General features: G+C 73.6%; 20 protein-coding genes. 11 read left to right on the forward strand and 9 right to left on the reverse strand.

Annotated elements, in window-relative coordinates; all coding sequences use genetic code 11:
* Positions 1-2: 2 nt before the first annotated feature.
* The 7 genes from VK611_04025 to VK611_04055 form a co-directional block, all read right to left on the reverse strand.
* Positions 3-920: a hypothetical protein gene (locus VK611_04025; GenBank protein ID HMG40466.1), complete on the reverse strand. Its 918-nt coding sequence runs from the start codon at positions 918-920 to the stop codon at positions 3-5.
* A gap of 5 nt (positions 921-925) precedes the next feature.
* Positions 926-1,558, reverse strand: a complete 633-nt coding sequence (locus VK611_04030; protein ID HMG40467.1) for a hypothetical protein — start codon at positions 1,556-1,558, stop codon at positions 926-928.
* Positions 1,559-1,688: 130 nt separating this feature from the next.
* Complete coding sequence (locus VK611_04035) at positions 1,689-2,024, reverse strand: hypothetical protein (GenBank protein ID HMG40468.1); 336 nt, start codon at positions 2,022-2,024, stop codon at positions 1,689-1,691.
* 17 nt (positions 2,025-2,041) lie between these two features.
* Complete coding sequence (locus VK611_04040; protein ID HMG40469.1) at positions 2,042-2,434, reverse strand: hypothetical protein; 393 nt, start codon at positions 2,432-2,434, stop codon at positions 2,042-2,044.
* Positions 2,431-3,618: a cation:proton antiporter gene (locus VK611_04045; protein ID HMG40470.1), complete on the reverse strand. Its 1,188-nt coding sequence runs from the start codon at positions 3,616-3,618 to the stop codon at positions 2,431-2,433. The genes VK611_04040 and VK611_04045 overlap by 4 nt, the downstream gene beginning before the upstream one ends.
* Positions 3,611-4,132 (reverse strand): TrkA C-terminal domain-containing protein, encoded by a 522-nt coding sequence (locus VK611_04050; protein HMG40471.1) that lies wholly within the window; start codon positions 4,130-4,132, stop codon positions 3,611-3,613. The genes VK611_04045 and VK611_04050 overlap by 8 nt, the downstream gene beginning before the upstream one ends.
* Before the next feature lie 86 nt (positions 4,133-4,218).
* Positions 4,219-4,596: a hypothetical protein gene (locus VK611_04055; protein HMG40472.1), complete on the reverse strand. Its 378-nt coding sequence runs from the start codon at positions 4,594-4,596 to the stop codon at positions 4,219-4,221.
* Positions 4,597-4,909: 313 nt separating this feature from the next.
* On the opposite strand from VK611_04055, the gene VK611_04060 reads away from it, so the two are divergent.
* Genes VK611_04060 through VK611_04080 form a run of 5 tightly spaced genes read left to right on the forward strand, consistent with a single transcriptional unit; the run spans position 4,910 to position 10,307 of the window.
* The gene (locus tag VK611_04060; GenBank protein ID HMG40473.1) at positions 4,910-5,383 is read left to right on the forward strand and encodes an EthD domain-containing protein; all 474 of its coding nucleotides are present in this window, start codon (positions 4,910-4,912) and stop codon (positions 5,381-5,383) included.
* A gap of 2 nt (positions 5,384-5,385) precedes the next feature.
* Entirely contained in the window at positions 5,386-6,201 is an 816-nt protein-coding gene (locus VK611_04065; GenBank protein ID HMG40474.1) for an SDR family oxidoreductase, read from the forward strand.
* A gap of 42 nt (positions 6,202-6,243) precedes the next feature.
* A complete protein-coding gene (locus tag VK611_04070; GenBank protein HMG40475.1) occupies positions 6,244-7,377 on the forward strand; it encodes an amidohydrolase family protein in 1,134 nt (377 codons plus the stop codon).
* Positions 7,378-7,405: 28 nt separating this feature from the next.
* Positions 7,406-8,677, forward strand: coding sequence for an ABC transporter substrate-binding protein (locus VK611_04075; GenBank protein HMG40476.1), 1,272 nt, complete (start codon positions 7,406-7,408; stop codon positions 8,675-8,677).
* A gap of 7 nt (positions 8,678-8,684) precedes the next feature.
* Entirely contained in the window at positions 8,685-10,307 is a 1,623-nt protein-coding gene (locus tag VK611_04080) for an AMP-binding protein (GenBank protein HMG40477.1), read from the forward strand.
* Between the two features lie 7 nt (positions 10,308-10,314).
* Here VK611_04080 and VK611_04085 read toward each other — a convergent pair whose 3' ends face one another.
* Positions 10,315-11,136 (reverse strand): enoyl-CoA hydratase/isomerase family protein, encoded by an 822-nt coding sequence (locus VK611_04085; GenBank protein ID HMG40478.1) that lies wholly within the window; start codon positions 11,134-11,136, stop codon positions 10,315-10,317.
* A gap of 23 nt (positions 11,137-11,159) precedes the next feature.
* On the opposite strand from VK611_04085, the gene VK611_04090 reads away from it, so the two are divergent.
* The gene (locus tag VK611_04090; protein HMG40479.1) at positions 11,160-12,713 is read left to right on the forward strand and encodes an acyl-CoA synthetase; all 1,554 of its coding nucleotides are present in this window, start codon (positions 11,160-11,162) and stop codon (positions 12,711-12,713) included.
* An 18-nt stretch (positions 12,714-12,731) separates the two neighbouring features.
* On the opposite strand, the gene VK611_04095 is transcribed toward VK611_04090, so the two are convergent.
* Entirely contained in the window at positions 12,732-13,589 is an 858-nt protein-coding gene (locus VK611_04095) for an LLM class F420-dependent oxidoreductase (protein HMG40480.1), read from the reverse strand.
* A gap of 69 nt (positions 13,590-13,658) precedes the next feature.
* Here VK611_04095 and VK611_04100 point away from each other — a divergent pair, with 69 nt between their 5' ends.
* The 5 genes from VK611_04100 to VK611_04120 are packed head-to-tail and all read left to right on the forward strand — an operon-like array spanning position 13,659 to position 17,905.
* On the forward strand, positions 13,659-14,087 hold the full coding sequence (locus VK611_04100) for a nuclear transport factor 2 family protein (protein HMG40481.1): 429 nt from the start codon (positions 13,659-13,661) through the stop codon (positions 14,085-14,087).
* Positions 14,084-15,184 (forward strand): acyl-CoA dehydrogenase family protein, encoded by a 1,101-nt coding sequence (locus VK611_04105; protein ID HMG40482.1) that lies wholly within the window; start codon positions 14,084-14,086, stop codon positions 15,182-15,184. Before VK611_04100 ends, VK611_04105 begins: the two co-directional genes overlap by 4 nt.
* Positions 15,184-16,323: an acyl-CoA dehydrogenase family protein gene (locus VK611_04110; protein ID HMG40483.1), complete on the forward strand. Its 1,140-nt coding sequence runs from the start codon at positions 15,184-15,186 to the stop codon at positions 16,321-16,323. Before VK611_04105 ends, VK611_04110 begins: the two co-directional genes overlap by 1 nt.
* An 11-nt stretch (positions 16,324-16,334) precedes the next feature.
* Positions 16,335-17,444, forward strand: coding sequence for a CaiB/BaiF CoA-transferase family protein (locus tag VK611_04115; GenBank protein ID HMG40484.1), 1,110 nt, complete (start codon positions 16,335-16,337; stop codon positions 17,442-17,444).
* Between the two features lie 26 nt (positions 17,445-17,470).
* Positions 17,471-17,905, forward strand: coding sequence for a TIGR03618 family F420-dependent PPOX class oxidoreductase (locus VK611_04120; protein HMG40485.1), 435 nt, complete (start codon positions 17,471-17,473; stop codon positions 17,903-17,905).
* Positions 17,906-17,917: the final 12 nt, after the last annotated feature.

The raw sequence follows: 17,917 nt of genomic DNA on the forward strand, positions 1-17,917 counted from the left end.
CGTCAGGTGTCGCGGAGGCCGGAGATGACGCCCTGGACCTCCTCGACCTCGCGGGGGAGGTCGTCGGAGAGGGCGATCGCCGGGAAGTCGCCGTCCACGCCGCCCGGCTGCTGCCAGTGCACGGCCCAGGTGACGGTGACCGTGCCCGGCCAGGCCGCGGGCCGACCGGCGGCGCCCGTCCGCTGGGTGTACGTGTGGGCGCAGGCGCCGGGCGCGGCGGCCTGCTCGCGCGGCGCCGGTCCGCCCGGGTCGTAGCGGGTGCCCCCGTCCTCGCAGGTGACCGCGGCGGCACCGGTCTCCCCGGGGTCGAACGTGAGGGTTGGCGTGGCGACGAGCTCGACGCAGACCGTGCCGGTCGGGTCGCACCCTCCTGCGGTCTGCTCGCCCTGCCAGTTGCTCACCGCCACGAACGTCGGCACGTCGAGGAGCGAGGGCGTGCCCGCGGCCGGGTCGGCGTCGAGCGTGGGCTTGCGCAACCGGCTGGCGATCTCGACGCGGAACTCGGTGGCCACCTGCTCCGGCGACGGTAGGGGCGCCTCGTCCGGCTCGAACCACGCCGTCCCCCCGGGCCCGACGTAGTCGACGCCGAACTCGTTGGTGCAGATCTCCCACCACATGGTCGCACCGGGCGATGCGTCGCCCGGCCGGTCGGGGACGACGCCCGGCGGGATCGGGTACGGCTCCCAGTGGCAGCCGTTGGGGTCGGGTTCGCCGCCCCCCTCGTCGCCGTCGTCGCCCGGGTCGCCCGGTGTGTCGCCCGGGTCCTCGATCTCGATGCAGACCACCGTCGGCTTGTAGTCGGGCGGGAGGTAGACGACCGTGGGCCGGCACGCCGCCGCGGCCGGCGGCGCCGACCACACGATCCCGCCGGCCAGCGCGGCCAACACCGTCAGCACGCCGAGCAACGTTCGCGTCCGCATCACGCTCACCCCTCGTCCTCGGTCCCGGTGGTCTGGCAGCCCTGCCCGTCGACGAGGTTGCGCAGGTCGCGCAGGCGCCAGCCGCCGTCGACCCGCACCGCGACCCCCTCGCCGTGCTGCAGCGTCTCCTCGACCAGGTCGTCCACCGCGCCCTCCGCGTCGTACTGGATGTAACGATGCTCGTCGCAGGTCGGAAAGTGCACCTCGTCGGGCGACGTGACCTCGACGGGCCCGTCGAGCCGCGACACGAGCGCCGGGTGCTCGTCGTTGACGGGCTCGATGGTCATGCCGCCGGCGGCCTGCTGCTCCCAGCCGGCGAGGGCTTCGGCCGCCAGCTGGCTGTCCGCCTCGAACAGGTCGAGGTACGCGACCACGAGCGGGTGGCTCGGGTCCTGCGCCACCGCCGGGTCGGCGATGATCTCGTTCACCGTGCGGCTGTACTCGGCGAGCAACGCCTCGACGTCGCCGGTGACGACCTCCGCCGCGTCGTCGTCGTCAGCGGGCAGCTGGACGCCCTGGTCCTCCGTCGGCGGCGGGCTGTCGGCGTCGTCGTCACCGCCGGAGCAGGCGACCACGAACAGCAACCCCACCACCGCTGCGGCCGGCCACCGGCACCGTCGCTCCCCAGCCACCCTCATCCCGATAATCCTGCCAGAAGGAGAGTTCGGTTCGGCCTCAGGGGTTAGGGCGTGTCCTGCATGGACGTCTACCTGGGCGTCGACCGCCGGATCGATTACCGGCCCCCTCCGACGTAGTCGCGTCACCCGGTCACATGAGGCCGGTGGCGATGACGAGGGCGGCGGCGGGGATGGCGGACACGACGGCGATGGCGTTGGTCGTGCGGGCGGCTCGTTGCTGGTGGCGGTGGAGGGTGGGGTCGTCGTCGGGCATCTCGATGCCGACCTGGCCGACGATGTCCCTCGCGCCGAGGGCGAGAGCGGGGTGGAGCAGCCCGACGACGGCGGTGACGGTGGTCCAGCGGAGGTAGCGGCGGGCGGTGGGTCCGTCGAGCCGGCGGTCGGGGACGGCCGCGGCCCATCCCAGGAAGATGACGAACCCGAGGCCCAGGTAGTAGGCGATCAGGGTGGTGGTGGTTCCGGCCACGTGGTCGGGCTCCTGTGTCAGCGGGGTGATTCGGGGATGCCGGCGGCCCGGAGGCGATCGGCGAGCTCGTCGGGCACGGTGACGTGCCAGCCGTCCTGGGTGAGCTGGTCGCGGCTGAGCCGGGCCTCGGCGACCTGGCCGCCGTAGGCGAAGCGGAGGATCCAGGTGTCGCCCTGGTCGACGATGTCGGTGGCGGTGCGTTCGTGGTCGCGCGCGACGCCCCCGATGCCGACCCAGCCGGCCCGGTCCCCGTCGGTCGCCTCGACGTGGACGTCCCAGGGATGGGGGTTGTCGACGGTGATGCCGTCGACGTAGGACGGGGTGCGGAGCGCGGGGATCACGACGGCCGTGGCCACGGCCCAGAACAGGGCGGCCACGACGACGCCGACGATGCCGGGGCGGATGGTCATGGCGGTTGGGTGGCGGGGACCGGTTCGAGGCGGACCGGCAGCCAGGTGGCGATGCGCCGGGACTGGGCGGTGAGCAGCGGGCCCAGCACGGCCAGGACGAGGACGTAGAGCGCGACGAACGGTCCGAGCCGATCGTCGAGCCCGGCCGCGGTGGCGAGGGTGGCGAGGATGAGGGAGAACTCGCCCCGGCCGAGCAGCGTCAACGCGATGTTGGTGGCACCGAGACGACTGGCGCCCCCCAGCCGGCCGATGGTGAGCCCGGCGGCGACGTTGAACAGGACCGACAGGCCGACGGCGGCGAGCACCGGGGCCGCCACCCGGCCGGCGTCGCCGGGGTCGATGCTGAGCCCGAAGGCGAAGAAGAACGCCGCCGCGAACGCGTCGCGCAGCGGCAGCACGAGGCGTTCGATCCGCTCGGCGGCCTGGCTCTCGGCCAGGACGATGCCGACACCGAACGCGCCGATCGCCTCGGACACGCCGAGCTCCGCGGCGATGCCGGCGACGAGCACGGCGAGGCCGACGAAGCACACCGTGAGCAGCTCGTCGTCGGGTGCGGCGACCAGCCGGTTCGCCGCCGCGGTGCCCCAGCGGGCGGCGGCCCCGAGACCGACGAGGAACCCGAAGGCGACCAGGAACTGCACCACCGCATCCGTGGCGGTGGTGGCGTCGCCGAGCACGGGCTGGAGCAGCGCCAGGTAGAGGGCCAGGAAGATGTCCTGCACGACGGTGACGCCGAGGATGGTGCGGCTCTCCGGGTTGGCGAGGCGGCGCAGCTCGATGAGCAGCTTGGTGACGATCGCCGACGACGAGATCCCGACCGCTCCGGCGATGACGAAGGCCTCGCTCGTCCCCCAGCCCAGCGCCAACCCGAAGGCGAGCCCGGCGCCCACGTTGAGCAGCAGGTAGACGCCACCGGCGAGGAGGAGTCCGCGTCCGCCGTCGATCAGGTCGCCGAGCGAGAACTCGAGGCCCAGGTGGAACAGCAGCAGGATCAGGCCGAGCGCGGCGAGGAGCTCGAGCTGCTCGGGGTGCTCGACGACCACGAGCCCGGGCGTGTTGGGGCCGAACAGGATGCCGGCGACCATGAAGAACGGGATCGTCGGCAGCCCGATCCGGCGACCCATCCGCCCGAACAACCCGGCGGCGAGGAAGGCACCGCCGATCCCGACGAGGGCGTCACCCACGCGGGTCCACCACGTGGCGCCGGAACCGGAGCAGGTCCTCCCGGCGGCCGATGACCACCAGCTGGTCCCCGGCCTCGAGCCGCTCGCTGGGCTCCGGTGCGATCAGCGGGGTGTGGTCACGCAGGATGGCGGCCACCGTCATCCCGGTCCGCCGCCGGATCTCCAGCTCCCCGATCGTCGACCCGGTCCCGCGGGCGTCGGGTTCGAGGGTCAGCCAGTCGATGAGCAGGCCCCCGATCACGGCCTCGATCTCCTCGACCACGGCGGGCTTGAAGAAGGCGCCGCCGAGGACGGCCCCCAGTGTCCGGGCCTGCGCGTCGCTCAGCGTCACGACGGTCTCCGGCTCGTCGCCGCCCGGGGCGAAGACGTACAGGTCGCGCCGCCCCGAGTGGTGCACGACCACCACCACCCGGCCGCCGTCGACCGCTCGCATCTCGTAGCGGTGCCCGATGCCGGGCAGCGCCTGGTCCACGACGGCCGTCAGGGACGGCTGGTGCGCGGGGTTGTCACTCATCGTCTGGGTTCCTTCACTCGTCACTCACCTGGGCGCGCCGGGGCGCGCGACGCCCTACCGGTCAGCAGCCAGGTAGGGCCCGGGACCTACGCGAGGAGCGGCAGAGGTGGCGCGCGGAGCGTCGCCGGTGAACGGCGGGGCCGGGGCGCGTCGGCGGCGCCGTCGCGGCGGCTGAGCCACCAGGCGAGGGCGGCGATGCCGAGCCCGAGGGCGGCGGCCAGCGCCGCGGCGTCGAACTTCGCCCACCGGACCTCGACGACGTGGTCGGTGACCAGCGACGTCCCGAGCCGGGTGGCCGGGACGACGACCCCGGCTGTAGCCGAGCCCACCAGCGCGGTCGCGCCGGGTTCGGCACCTTGGTCCCGGCCGCCGGCATCCGACGGTCCGCCACCCTGCAGCGCAGCGGCGAACAGCATCGCGAGCGCCACGCAGGCGAAGACCACGCGGCGCCGGCTCCGGAACATCCGTACGGACGCTAGCGGCTCATGTCCGCGCCCGTCCTCCGACCAGGAGGAACCGAAGAGGCTGGCCAGGAGCGATGGCTGTGGTCATAATCCTTGCATTGATTCAACAGACGAGCTGATCCATCGCCACAAGCTGTTCCTGACCCTGCGCCGCCCGGCCGACCAGGACGCCGACGCCTTCGCCCGCCGCGTCCTCGAGGGGGCCGCCGCCGAGGGATCGTCGGGCCGGGGCTGCGTCGTCGACCTGGTCGACCAGCCGCCCGTCGCCGGGTCGGGCCTGCCCACCCGCGACGCCCCGCCGCTCGACGCGCTGGTGGAGCTGTGGCCCGAGCCCGGCCGGGTCGACGGCGTCGTCGCCGCCTGGGGTGCGACGCCCGACCTCGGCCTCCACGCCGCCTACGTGGTCGACGAGGTGATCCAGCGCGACCACGGGCGTCCCGGGCCCGCCGGCGGGCCGACGCCCGGCATCAAGATCGTCTACCTGGTGGAGCGCACCCCGGGCCTCACCGTCGAGCAGTTCGTGGACCACTGGCGGAACCGGCACGGCCCGCTGGCCCTGCGCCACCACGTCGGCGCCACCCGCTACGTGCAGAACGCCGTGACCGCCCGCCTCGCCGCTGCGACCGGCGATCCGGTGGTCGGCCTCGCCGAGCTGCACTTCGCGTCCGCCCACGACCTGGTGACCCGCATGTACGACTCGCCGGAGGGCATGCGGGCCATCGGCGACGACGTGGCCCGGTTCGTCGGCGCCGCCGCCGGCTACCTCGTCACCGAGCACGTCCTCTGACGATGGCGGGCGGTCGCTTCGAGGATCGGGTGGCGGTGGTGACCGGCGCGGCGTCGGGGATCGGCCGGTCGACGGCGTGCCTGCTGGCCGCCGAGGGGGCCGCCGTGGTGGTGGCCGACCTCGACGCCGACGGCGCGGCGGAGGTGGCGGCCGACATCGTCGGCCGGGGCGGGGCGGCGCACGCCCACCGGGTCGACGTGGCCGACGAGGCGTCGGTCGTGCAGATGATCGCCTCCGCCGTCGAGCGCTTCGGTCGCCTCGACGTGCTCCACAACAACGCCGCCGCGCTGGGCCCCGACGTCCTCGGTCGCGACCGCGGCATCGTCGACCTCGACGTGGAGGTCTGGGACCGCACGATGGCGGTGAACGCCCGCGGCGTGCTGCTGGGCTGCAAGCACGCCATCCCGCGGATGCTGGCGAACCCGGGGTACCCGGGCGGGGCCATCGTCAACACCAGCTCGGGCGCGGCCTGGTCGGCGGCGACGACGGCCGCGTCGTACGGCGCCTCCAAGGCCGCGGTCGGCGCGCTCACCGCCTACGTGGCCACGATGTACGGCAAGCAGGGCATCCGCTGCAACGCGGTGGCGCCGGGCCTGGTCCTGACCGACGCCGCGCAGGCCCGCCTGTCGGACGACCAGCTCCGCCGCTTCCGGGACGCCCACCTCACGCCCGACGTCGCCGGGCCCGACGACATCGCCCGGGCGGTGGCGTTCCTGGCCTCCGACGACGCCGCCTACCTGACCGGCCACACGGTGGCGGTCGACGGCGGGATGTTCGTGCACAGCCCGCTCTACCAGCCGCCCGCGCCGCGGATGTGACGGTTGACACGCAAAGGCTGCATCATTACTAATATATAGATGATGGAGCAGATCGAGGATGAGGCCCAGGACTACCCGGTCGTCGACGCCGACGGGCACGTCGAGGAGGATCTCGAGCGCATCACCGAGCTGCTGCCGCCGAGCATGCGGCCCTTCGCTCCCCGGTTCCTGGCCGAAGGGCCGCTCGGCCACGTCGCCTTCGAGCTGGAGGGGCGGGTCTGGCGCTCGAAGTACCCCTTCCCCGGCGGCCGCACCAACGCCGTCGCCGCCGGCGGCCAGCACAACGAGGGCGGCCGCGACCCGCACGTGCGCCTCGAGGTGCTCGACAGCGAGGGCCTCGCCGCCACCGTGCTGTTCCCCAGCGCGGCGCTGCTCTTCGGTTGGTACGAGAACCCCGACATCGCCGCCGCCATGTGCCGCGCCTACAACGAGTGGCTCGCCGAGTACTGCGCGGCCGACCCGAGCCGGCTGTTCGGCGTGGCCGTGCTGCCCCAGCAGGAGCCCCGCCTCGCCGCCGCCGAGCTGCAGCGGGCGGTCGACGACTACGGCTTCGTCGCCGGGATGGTCCGGCCCAACAAGATCGGCGGCCGCACCGTCGACCACCCCGACTTCGAGGTGCTGTGGGAGGTCGCCGCCGACCTCGACGCCCCCGTCGTGCTGCACGAGGCCTACAACCACGGCATCGACACCATCGGCATCGACCGGATGTCGACCTACGCCGGCTGCCACGTGATGAGCCACGTCTTCGAGCAGATGTCGTCGATGCTGGTGGTCGGGCTGTCCGGCCCGCTCGCCCGCCACGCCGACCTGCGCCTCGGCTTCTTCGAGGCCGGCTGCGGCTGGGCGCCCACCTGGGTCGACCGCATCTCCGAGCACTTCGAGCTCGCCCCCGACGACTTCCGGGGCGGCGACCCCGCCGAGGCGCTGCGCACCCGCACCTGGCTCACCTTCGAGCTCGACGAGCCGGCGCTGCGCTCGACCTGCGAGCTGGGGTGGGCCGACAACGTGTGCTTCGCGTCCGACTACCCGCACTTCGACGCCACCTTCCCGGGAGCCGTCGAGAAGGTGCGCGGGAGCGACCTCGACGACGAGCTGCTGCGGAAGCTCCTGTCCGACAACGCCTTCGGCTTCTTCGGGGACCGCCTCCGCGAGCCCCTGTCGGCGGCAGCGATCTGAATCCACCCGGCGAGAGCGAGGGGAAACCGTGGGCAAGAGCGACAGCACGTGGAGGCCGGCCTGGGCCGTGGCGTTGGTGGCGGTGCTGCTGGCGGCCACCGCGGCCTGCGGCGACGCGGACGACGACAGCGCCGGCGGGAGCAGCAGCGGGAGCGACGGGGGGTCGAGCGGCGGCGAGTGCGACGTCCCCGGCATCTCCGACGACGAGATCAAGATCGGTGCGCTCACCGCGCTGAGCGGTCCGTACGCACCCTTCTACGGTCCGGTGGCGTCGGGCTGGACCGCCCGCATCGAGGAGCAGAACGCGGCCGGCGGCGTCGGCGGGCGCGAGATCACGATCGAGTCCGCGGACGACGGCACCGAGGTGAACGCCGGGCTGTCGGCCGCCCGACGCCTGGTCGAGGAGGAGGGCGTGTACGCGATGCTCGTGGCCTCCACGGTGACCGCCGGCTTCGCCGAGTACCTCAACCAGGAGGGCATCCCGGTCGCCGGCTACAACGTGAACCCCGAGTGGGGCATGTACGACAACATGTTCGGCGGCCTGGGCAGCAACTCGCCCGACCCGGTGGCCACCACCACCATCGGCGACTTCCTCGTCGACCAGGGCGTCACCAAGCTGGCGGTGATCGCCTACTCCACGCCCGGCACGCAGGCCGCGGCCGAGCAGGGCGCGGCGTCGTTCGAGGCCGCCGGCGGCGAGGTGGTGCTCAAGTCGCTGGACGCCCCGGCGTCGAACGTCGAGTGGACCCAGCAGGCCGGTGAGGTGGCCGAGAGCGGCGCCGACGGCGTGTTCATCCCCATCCCGACGCCCTCCGCCGTGCCCGCCTACGCCGCGATCCGCCAGGCGGGCGTCGAGCCCAAGGTGGCGCTGCTGCCCGCCGGCTACAGCCCGGCGACCATCGACCAGGCCGGCGAGGCGGCCGAGGGCCTCGTGTTCTCCCTCAACTTCGTGCCCTTCGAGCAGGAGGTGGAGGGCCACCGGCGCATCCTCGACGCGCTGGAGCAGTACGCCCCCGACGCGCCCCGCAGCGCCGAGACGGTGGCCGGGTACCTGGGTGCCGACGTGCTGATCCGGGGCCTGGAGGAGGCCGGGGCCGAGTGTCCCACCCGGGAGGCGTTCGTCGAGAACCTGCGCCAGGTCGACGACTACGACGCCGGCGGCGTGCTCAACCCCGCCCTCGACTTCGAGGAGGGCTTCGCCCAGCCGCTGCTGCGGTGCCTGCACTTCGTGCGGATCGAGGGCGGCGAGTTCGTGCCGCTGACCGAGGGCGAGGCCCTCTGCGGCGACGTGGTCGGGTAGGGGCCGGATGTCGACCCGGTGGCAGGCGGTGGGCGAGCGGCTCACGATCCCCGAGGTGATCGACCGGCGGGCCGAGCGCGACCCGACCGGAACGTGCCTCCACGTCGGCGACGAGGCGATCACGGGCGAGGCGCTGGCGGTCCGGTCGATCCGGGCCGCCAACGTCCTCGCCGAGCTGGGGGTCGGCCACGGCGACCGGGTGGCGATCTTCATGGAGACCGCGCCCGAGTGGCTCGACGCCTGGTTCGGCGCCAGCCGGCTCGGGGCCGTGGTGGTGCCGGTGAACACCGCCTTCCGGGGCGACTTCCTGGCGAACCAGCTGCGGGAGAGCGGCACGACGCTGGTGGTGCTGGACGAGGCGCTGGTGCCCCGGCTGGCCGCGGTGGTGGCCGAGCTGCCGCAGCTGCGGACGGTGCTGGTCCACCCGTCGTCGGCGGGAGGGGCGACCGACGTGCCGTTGCCGCCGGGCCTCACCGTGGTGTCGACCGCGGCGCTGAGCGAGGGCGACGGCGACGCCGTGCGGGGCGGGCGGGCGCCGACGTGGTCGGAGCCCGGGGCGATCATGCACACCTCGGGGACCACCGGGCCGTCGAAGGGCGCGCTGGCCAGCCACCAGTACCTGGTCGACGCCGGGCGGTCGATCGCGGCGTCGTGGGGCGTGGCGCCGGGCGAGGTCGTGTACGGGCCGCTGCCCCTGTTCCACATCTCCTGCATCGGCACGGTGTTGGGGCCGCTGGCGTCGGGTGCGGTCGGCGCCCTCGATCCGGTGTTCAGCTTCACCCACTGCTGGGACCGCATCCGCCGCGTCGAGGCCGTCGGCGCCCTGCTGGCCGGGGCGATGGTGCGGATGCTGGTCAACCTGCCGCCCGACGACCGCGACCGGGACCTGCCGCTGCGGTTCATCTCGTCGGCGCCGATCCCCGACGACCTCTACCCGATCGTCGCCGAGCGCTACGGCTGCCGCATCCTCACCAGCTACGGCATGACCGAGGCGTTCCCGATGACCCTGGCCGGCAACGACGACGAGGCCGCGCCGGGCACGTCGGGCCGCGCCAACCCCCACTTCGAGGTGGCGATCTTCGACGAGGACGACCAGGCGTTGCCGCCCGGCACGGTCGGCGAGATCGTGTGCCGGCCCCGCCGCGCCCACGTGATGTTCGACGGCTACCTGGGCCAGTGGGAGGCGACCGTCGAGCGCTGGCGCAACCTGTGGTTCCACACCGGCGACCTGGGCCGGCTCGACGCCGAGGGGCGGCTCACCTTCGTCGACCGCAAGAAGGACGCCCTGCGCCGCCGGGGCGAGAACATCTCGTCGTTCGAGGTGGAGCAGGCGGTGCTGCGGCACCCGGCCGTGGCCGGGGCGGCGGTGGTGGCCGTCCCCAGCGAGCTGGGCGAGGACGACGTGAAGGTGTGCGTGGTGCTCAAGCCCGACGCGGTGCTGCCGTTCCGGGACCTGCTGGACCACTGCGTGGAGCGGCTGCCGTACTTCGCCGTGCCCCGCTACGTGGAGCTGTTCGACGCCTTCCCGATGAACGCGTCGGGCAAGGTGCTCAAGGGCGACCTGCGGGACCGGGGCGTGACGCCGGGGACCTGGGACCGCGAGGCCGCCGGCTACACGGTGAAGCGCTGACGGGCGATCAACGCCGGCGTCGGCCTGCGACGAACGCCGCGGTCGCCTGGCGGGCCTCCTCGCCGGCGAACGCGGCGACCTGGTAGGGCCACTCGACGTCGAGTTGGTCGGCGAACGTGGTGTCCCAGGCCCGCAGCAGGGTCCGCTTCACCAGCTGCACCGCCAGCGGGGGTTGGGCGGCGAGGCGGGTGGCCAGCTCCAGGGCGGTGTCGAGCAGCGACTCCGGCTCCACCACCCGGCCCACGAGCCCCAGGTCCCGGGCCTCGTCGGCGCCGACCTGGCGGCCGGTGAGGAACAGCTCCATCGCCGCCTCGGGTCCGACGGCCCGCAGCAGCGTCTGGCTCAGGCCCATCTCGGCCACCAGCCCCAGGTGGATGAACGCCGTGGTGAACCGGGCCCGCGCCGACGCGACGCGGAAGTCGTGGAGCATCGCCACGGCAAACCCCCCGCCGGCCGCCGGCCCGTTGACCGCGGCGATCGTCGGCTTCTCGAAGTTGCGGATCGCCAGCGTCTGGCGGCCCGGCCCCAGCCGGTCGACCCGCCGGTCGGCCAGCGCGAGATCCTCGAGGTCGCCGTAGTTCGCGTGGAGCAGGTCGCTGAGCGAGGCGTCGGGTGGCGGCGCCGAGACGTCGCCGAGGTCGCCGCCCACGCTGAACATCCGCCCGCTGCCGGTGGTGACCACCACCCGCACGGCGTCGTCGGTCCGGGCCTCCTCCAGCACCTCCACGTACGCCCGCAGCAGCGGCCCGGTCAGTGGGTTGCCCGCGTCGGGGCGGTTGAGGCGGCACACCAGCACGCCGTCGTCCAGCGAGGTCTCGACATCAGCCATCGTCTAAAAGATACAATTGTTAGGTGCATCCGGGAATCCACGCTGCCACGCACCCCGACAAGCCCGCTCTGGTCATGGGCGCCAGCGGGGAGACCGTCACCTTCCGGCAGCTCGACGAGCGCTCCAACCGGCTCGCCCACCTGTGGCACGCCGCCGGCCTCCGCCCCGGCGACCACGTGGCCGTGTTCATGGAGAACCGCTCCGCCTACTTCGAGGTGGCGTGGGCCGCCCTGCGCTCCGGCCTCTACCTGACCACGGTCAGCTCCTACCTCACCGCGGAGGAGGCCGCCTACATCGTGAACGACTGCGGCGCCCGCGCCCTGGTCACCTCGGCCACCCGGCGGGCGGTGGCCGAGGAGATCGCGGCGTCGACCCCCGAGATCGAACACCGCCACGCGGTGGGCGGCCCCGTCGCCGGGCACGCCGACTACGAGGCGGCGCTGGCCGGCCAGTCGCCCGAGCCGCTGGCCGAGCAGCCCCTCGGCGACTTCATGCTCTACAGCTCGGGCACCACCGGGCGGCCCAAGGGCATCAAGCGCCCGCTCACCGGCCGGGCGGTGGAGGAGGGCAACCCGAGCTTCGTCCCGTTCATGCCCGACCTCTACGGCCTCGACGCCGACACCGTCTACCTGTCGCCGGCACCGCTCTACCACGCCGCACCCCTGGTGTTCTCGACCGTGGTGCAGGCGATGGGCGGCACGGTCGTGGCCATGGAGCGCTTCGACGCCGAGGACGCGCTGGCCCTGATCGAGCGTCACGCCGTCACCCACGCCCAGTTCGTGCCCACCATGTTCGTCCGGATGCTCAAGCTGCCCGAGGCGGCCCGCCGCCGCTACGACGTGTCGTCGCTGCAGCTCGCGGTCCACGCCGCCGCCCCGTGCCCGGTGCCCGTGAAGCAGCAGATGATCGAGTGGTGGGGCCCGGTCCTGCTGGAGTACTACTCCGGCACCGAGGGCAACGGCGTCACCCTCATCCACTCCGACGAGTGGCTGGCGCACCCCGGCTCGGTGGGTCGCCCGCTGGGGCCGCCGGTGCACATCTGCGACGAGGCCGGCGCGGAGCTGCCCGTGGGGGAGGAGGGCCTCGTCTACTTCGAGGGCGCCGGCGGGCTGCCCTTCGAGTACCACAACGACCACGACAAGACCGTGGGCACCCTCAACCCGCTGCACCCCGCCTGGTCGACGCTGGGCGACGTCGGTCGCATGGACGACGAGGGCTACCTCTACCTCACCGACCGCAAGGCGTTCATGATCATCTCGGGCGGGGTCAACATCTACCCCCAGGAGATCGAGAACGCCCTGGTCATGCATCCGAGCGTGTCCGACGTTGCCGTGTTCGGGGTGCCGGACGACGAGTTCGGCGAGCAGGTGAAGGCCGTGGTGGAGCCGGCGCCGGGGATCGCGCCCGGGCCCGAGCTGGAGGCCGAGCTGCTGGCCTGGTGCCGCGAGCACCTGGCGGCCTACAAGCGCCCCAGGTCGGTCGACTTCATGGACGAGCTGCCCCGGCTGCCCACCGGCAAGCTCTACAAGCGGGAGCTGCGCGAGCGCTACTGGTCGGGTCGCACCGCCCGCATCTGACCGTTCGGCAGGCGCTCTTCAGGCGAGCAGCGGGGCGAGGACGTCGAGGCCCTCCTGCCACGACACGCCGCGGCCCCAGGGGCGGACCGACACCCGGTCGACCCCGGCCTCCCGGAACGCCGCCAGGTCATCGGCCGTGAGCGGCCACGACGCCCCGATCGTCACCTCGAACGGGAGGTCCGAGCGACCGGCGTCGGCTCGCAGCGCCGTCAGCCGGTCCACGCGCTCGCGGGCCGACTCCGGCGTGTGCCGCATGCCGATCCACCCGTCGCCGAGCCGGGCCGCCCGCCGCAACGCCGGTGGCGACTCGCCCCCGAACACGATCGGCAGCCCGGCGCCCTGGGGCGGCTTCGGCTCGAAGTACACCGGCGGCAGGTCCACGTGCTCGCCGTGGTACTCGGTGACCTCGTGGTGCCACAGCGACCGCAGCACCGCCACGATCTCGTCGGTGCGCCGGCCGCGGGAGGCGAAGTCGATGCCCTCGATCTCGAACTCCTCGGCCATCCAGCCGACGCCGGCGCCGAGGATCGCCCGACCGCCCGACACCACGTCGAGCGTGGCCACGGCCCGGGCGGTGACCAGCGGGTCGCGCAGCGGGAGGATGTAGACGCTCGAGCCCAGCCGCACCGTGGAGGTCACGGCCGCCACCGAGGCCAGGAGCACCCAGGCGTCGTGGGTCGGCACCCGCGACGGCACCGGCGGCACGCCGCTGTCCGTGTACGGGTACCGGTGGTGGAACTCCACCGGCCAGATGAGGTGCTCGAAGATCCACAGCGATTCGACGCCGAGGCTCTCGGCCCGCCGGGCGAGCTCCGGGATGTCGGGGGGATCGACCGTCAGCGGGAGCCCGACCTTCACCACCGTGGTTGACCGCATTAAGTATGTATCTTTACAATGAAAGCGATCCGGGGCAAACGGGTGATGTCAGGAGCGCGACACGTGGCGATGACCTATCAGGCAGAGACGACCCTCCACGTCGTGGCCAGCCGCCTGGCGATCGGTGACCTCACCGCTCGCTACGGCCGGGCCTACGACTCGGGCGACCGGGAGGGCTGGGTCGCCACCTTCCTCACCGAGGGTGTGTTCGAGCTGCCCGGCCGCGACCCGATCGTCGGCCACGGCGCCCTGCGCGCCTTCTTCCGCGACGCGCCACACGACGTCGTCCACGTCACGACCGACGCCATCGTCGAGGTCGACGGGGTGACCGCCCGCCAGGAGTGCCGGGTGCTGGTGCTCAAGCCCGGGACCCCGGGCACCAACGGCGACGCCGTCGACCCGATCGTGCGACTGGTGGGCCGCTACACCGACGAGCTGGTGTACGAGCGGGGCGGCTGGTACTTCGTGCGCCGCGCCGTGACGATCGACCTGCCGTGAACTTCGGCTTCGACGACGACCAGCAGAGCCTGCGCGACGCCGCCGAACACGTCCTCGCCGCCGAGTCCGGCCCCGCCGTGGTGCGGGCCGGCATCGACGACCCCGACGCCTGGCGCCCGCTGTGGGCGACCATCGTCGGCCTGGGCTGGCCCGCGCTGGCGGTGCCCGAGGACGACGGCGGCCTCGGCCTCGGCGTGGTCGACCTGGTGGCGCTGGCCGAGGTGACCGGTCGCCACGTGCTGCCCGCCCCGTTCCTCAGCAGCGCCGGCCTGGCCGTGCCGCTGCTGGCCACCGTCGACACCCCCGCCGCCCACGCGGTGCTGGCGGCGATCGCCGGCGGCACGGTCACCACGGTGGCGCTCGCCGGCCCGGACCCTCGCGACGGCGACCTGGCCGCCGGGGCGACGTGGGACGGCGCCACGCTGTCGGGGACGAAGCGCCTGGTCACCGACGGGACCCGGGCCGAGACGCTGGTCGTCACAGCGACCAGCCCGGACGGGCCGGTCGTCGCCGTGGTCCCCGCCACCCGGGACGGCGTGCGCGTCGAGCCCGTGGAGTCGGTCGATCCCAACCGCCCGCTGGCCGACGTCCACCTCGACAGGGTCGCGCTCGATCCGGCCGCGGTGGCCCAGGTCGACCCCGGGGCTGGCGTCGATGCCGCCCGCACGGTGGCTGCCGCCGAGCTGGTCGGCGTGTGCGACAAGGTGCTCGAGATCGCCGTGGAGCACGTGTCGTCGCGCACGCAGTTCGGCCGCCCGCTGGGCGCTTTCCAGGCCGTGAAGCACCGCCTCGCCGACGTGTTCGTCGCCACCGAGCGGGCCCGCACCCTCACCTACAACGCCGCCATGCTGCTCGACGACGCCGGCTCGTCGTCGCGGGAGCGTTCGGGCGCCGCGGCGATGGCCAAGGCCGCGGCGAGCGAGGCGGCGATCTTCGCCGCCAAGTCGGCGGTGCAGGTGCACGGCGCCATCGCCATGACCTGGGAGCACGACCTCCACCTCTACACCCGCCGGGCCCGCCAGGGCGCCCTCTGCCTGGGCGACCGGCGCAGCCTCTACCGCCAGGCGGGCCAGGCCTACCTGCAGGGAGTGGCCTGATGGACGTCACCGAGACCGACGCCCAGCGGGAGGTGCGGGAGCGCTACCGCAAGTGGCTCGACGACTTCCTGCCCGCCGACTACCACGACCGCTACGCCCACTACCGCGAGGACTGGGGCCTGCGCCGCGCCCACCAGCGCGAGGCGTTCGAGGCCGGCTGGCTGATGCCCCAGTGGGAGCCGGAGCTGGGCGGCCAGGACCTCGGGTCGCTGGAGACGCTGACCATCCGCCTGGAGGCGGCCGAGCAGGCGGCGCCCAAGCTGCCCAACATCCAGGGCCCCAACGTGGTGGCGCCGGGGCTCCGGCAGCACGGCACCGACGCCCAGCAGGACCGCTACCTGGTGCCGCTGCTGCGGGGCGACGAGTGGTGGGCGCTGGGCATGTCGGAGCCCGACGCCGGCTCCGACTTCGGCAGCCTGCGCACGAAGGCGGTGCGCCGCGGCGACGTCTACGTGGTGAACGGCCAGAAGATCTGGACCACCCAGGCCCACGAGAGCCGCTTCGCCACGCTCTACGTGCGCACCGACCCCGAGGCGCCGAAGCACCGGGGCATCAGCTGCCTGCTCGCCGACCTCGACAGCCCGGGCGTGACGGCCCGGCCCATCCGCATGGCGTCGGACGGTTCCGACGTGTTCTGCGAGGTGTTCTTCGACGACGTCGAGGTGCCGGTCGAGAACCTGCTGGGCGCCGAGAACGACGGCTGGGGCGTGGCCATGGCCTCGCTCAACCACGAGCGGGACATGATCTGGGTGATGAACTGGGTCGACGTCGAGCGGGGGCTCGACCGGGCGGCCTGGGCCATGGCCAGCATCGACGGTGGGCCGGGCGACGACCTGCTGGTCGACCTGGGGCGGCGGGCCGCCGACGCCGCGGCCATCCGTTTGACCGGCTACCGGGCGGTGACCAACGAGCTGCGGGGCGGGCGCAGCCGCGAGTTCCTCATGCTCAAGCTGTTCGGCTCGGAGGCGCTGCAGCGCACCTGGGAGTTCGCCATCGAGGCCGCCGGGCCGGCCGCGGTGGCCGACGCCGAGCTGCTGTTCGAGGACTTCGAGGGCCTGGGGGCGACCATCTACGGCGGCACGTCCGAGGTGCAGCGCAACATCGTCGGCGAGCGGGCCCTGGGCCTGCCCAAGGGCTGAGGGTCGGGACGATGGGTCCGCTGGACGGGATCAAGGTGGTGGAGGTGGCGTCGATCGGGCCGGCGCCGTTCTGCGCCATGGTGCTGGCCGACCTCGGGGCCGACGTGGTCCGGGTCGACCGGGCCGCCGAGGTCGACGTGGCCGGGCCGCCGCTGCTGGGACGGGGCCGCCGCTCGGTGGCCGTCGACCTCAAGCACCCGGACGGCCTCGACGTGCTGCTCCACCTGGCCGACGAGGCCGACATCCTGCTGGAGGGCTTCCGCCCGGGCGTCGCCGAGCGGCTCGGCTTCGGCCCCGACGTGTGCCTGGGCCGCAACCCGGCACTGGTCTACGGGCGCATGACCGGCTGGGGCCAGACCGGGCCGTGGGCGGCGATGGCGGGCCACGACATCAACTACATCGCCCTCGCCGGGGTGCTGGGCACGGTGGGTCGGGAAGGCGAGGCGCCGGTGCCGCCGCTCAACGTCGTGGGCGACTTCGGCGGCGGCGGGCTGCTCCTGGCGGTCGGCGTCCTGGCGGCGCTGGCCGAGCGACGGCGGTCGGGGGAGGGCCAGGTGGTCGACGCCGCCATGGTGGAGGGCGCGTCGCTGCTGATGACGATGATCCACGAGATGGTCGCCACCGGCGACTGGAACGAGGCGCGGGGGACCAACTCGCTCGACGGCGGTGCCTGGTTCTACGACTCCTACGAGACCGCGGACGGCGGGTGGGTGGCGTTCGGCTCGCTGGAGCCGCAGTTCAACGCCCAGCTGCTGGCGGCGCTGGAGCTGACCGACGACGTGCCCGACCAGTGGGACCGGGCGTCGTGGCCCACGATGCGGGCGCGCGTCGCCGCGGCGGTGCGGACGCGCACCCGGGCCGAGTGGGAGGAGCGCCTCGCCGGCACCGACGTCTGCTTCGCCCCCGTGCTGGCCCCCTCCGAGGTGCGCGACCACCCGCACCACGTCACCCGGCAGAGCTGGGTCGACGTGGCCGGCGTCGCCCAACCGGCGCCCGCCCCCCGGTTCTCCCGCACACCGGGCGCCGTCCGCCGGCCCGCCCCCCGCCCCGGGGAGCACACCGCCGAGATCCTCGCCGAGCTCGGCCTCGACCACCTCCGGGGCTCCGAGGCGGTCCGGTGAGCGGGCACAAGCGATCGAGGGTGACGATGCCCGACGGCGATCTCGACGCCTTCCTCCACGGTCGCCAGACCATGGCGCTGGCGACCACCGGGCCGGACGGGCGACCCCATCTGGTGGCCATGTGGTACGGCTTCGTGGGCGGGGAGCCGGGGTTCCTCACCTACCGCGGCTCGCAGAAGCACCGGAACCTCACCCGCGATCCCCTGGTCACCTGCCTGGTGGAGGACGGCGACCGCTACGAGGAGCTGCGAGGCGCCCAGATCCGGGGCCGGGCCCACCTGCTGGACGACGACGAGCACCGGCTGGAGCTGGCCTACGACGTGACGTCCCGCTACCAGGGACCGCTCGACGACGCCGGCCGGGCCGCCGTCCGCGCCCAGATCGCCAAGCGGCTGGCCTACCGCATCGAGGTCACCGACGTCGTCTCCTGGGACCACCGCCGCCTGCCCAAACCGTCTTGAGTATGAATCATT

Source organism: Acidimicrobiales bacterium, from assembly GCA_035316325.1.
Lineage (GTDB): Bacteria > Actinomycetota > Acidimicrobiia > Acidimicrobiales > VFJN01 > DASXTK01.

What these genes read in the sequence shown, in the direction of transcription:
- VK611_04110 (HMG40483.1), top strand. Translation starts at nt 15,184, where the DNA reads ATGGACGTCACCGAGACCGACGCCCAGCGGGAGGTGCGGGAGCGCTAC.
- VK611_04100 (HMG40481.1), top strand. Translation starts at nt 13,659, where the DNA reads ATGACCTATCAGGCAGAGACGACCCTCCACGTCGTGGCCAGCCGCCTG.
- VK611_04040 (HMG40469.1), bottom strand. Translation starts at nt 2,434, where the DNA reads ATGACCATCCGCCCCGGCATCGTCGGCGTCGTCGTGGCCGCCCTGTTC.
- VK611_04080 (HMG40477.1), top strand. Translation starts at nt 8,685, where the DNA reads ATGTCGACCCGGTGGCAGGCGGTGGGCGAGCGGCTCACGATCCCCGAG.
- VK611_04085 (HMG40478.1), bottom strand. Translation starts at nt 11,136, where the DNA reads ATGGCTGATGTCGAGACCTCGCTGGACGACGGCGTGCTGGTGTGCCGC.
- VK611_04120 (HMG40485.1), top strand. Translation starts at nt 17,471, where the DNA reads ATGCCCGACGGCGATCTCGACGCCTTCCTCCACGGTCGCCAGACCATG.
- VK611_04065 (HMG40474.1), top strand. Translation starts at nt 5,386, where the DNA reads ATGGCGGGCGGTCGCTTCGAGGATCGGGTGGCGGTGGTGACCGGCGCG.
- VK611_04095 (HMG40480.1), bottom strand. Translation starts at nt 13,589, where the DNA reads ATGCGGTCAACCACGGTGGTGAAGGTCGGGCTCCCGCTGACGGTCGAT.
- VK611_04050 (HMG40471.1), bottom strand. Translation starts at nt 4,132, where the DNA reads ATGAGTGACAACCCCGCGCACCAGCCGTCCCTGACGGCCGTCGTGGAC.
- VK611_04055 (HMG40472.1), bottom strand. Translation starts at nt 4,596, where the DNA reads ATGTTCCGGAGCCGGCGCCGCGTGGTCTTCGCCTGCGTGGCGCTCGCG.
- VK611_04030 (HMG40467.1), bottom strand. Translation starts at nt 1,558, where the DNA reads ATGAGGGTGGCTGGGGAGCGACGGTGCCGGTGGCCGGCCGCAGCGGTG.
- VK611_04115 (HMG40484.1), top strand. Translation starts at nt 16,335, where the DNA reads ATGGGTCCGCTGGACGGGATCAAGGTGGTGGAGGTGGCGTCGATCGGG.
- VK611_04070 (HMG40475.1), top strand. Translation starts at nt 6,244, where the DNA reads ATGGAGCAGATCGAGGATGAGGCCCAGGACTACCCGGTCGTCGACGCC.
- VK611_04025 (HMG40466.1), bottom strand. Translation starts at nt 920, where the DNA reads ATGCGGACGCGAACGTTGCTCGGCGTGCTGACGGTGTTGGCCGCGCTG.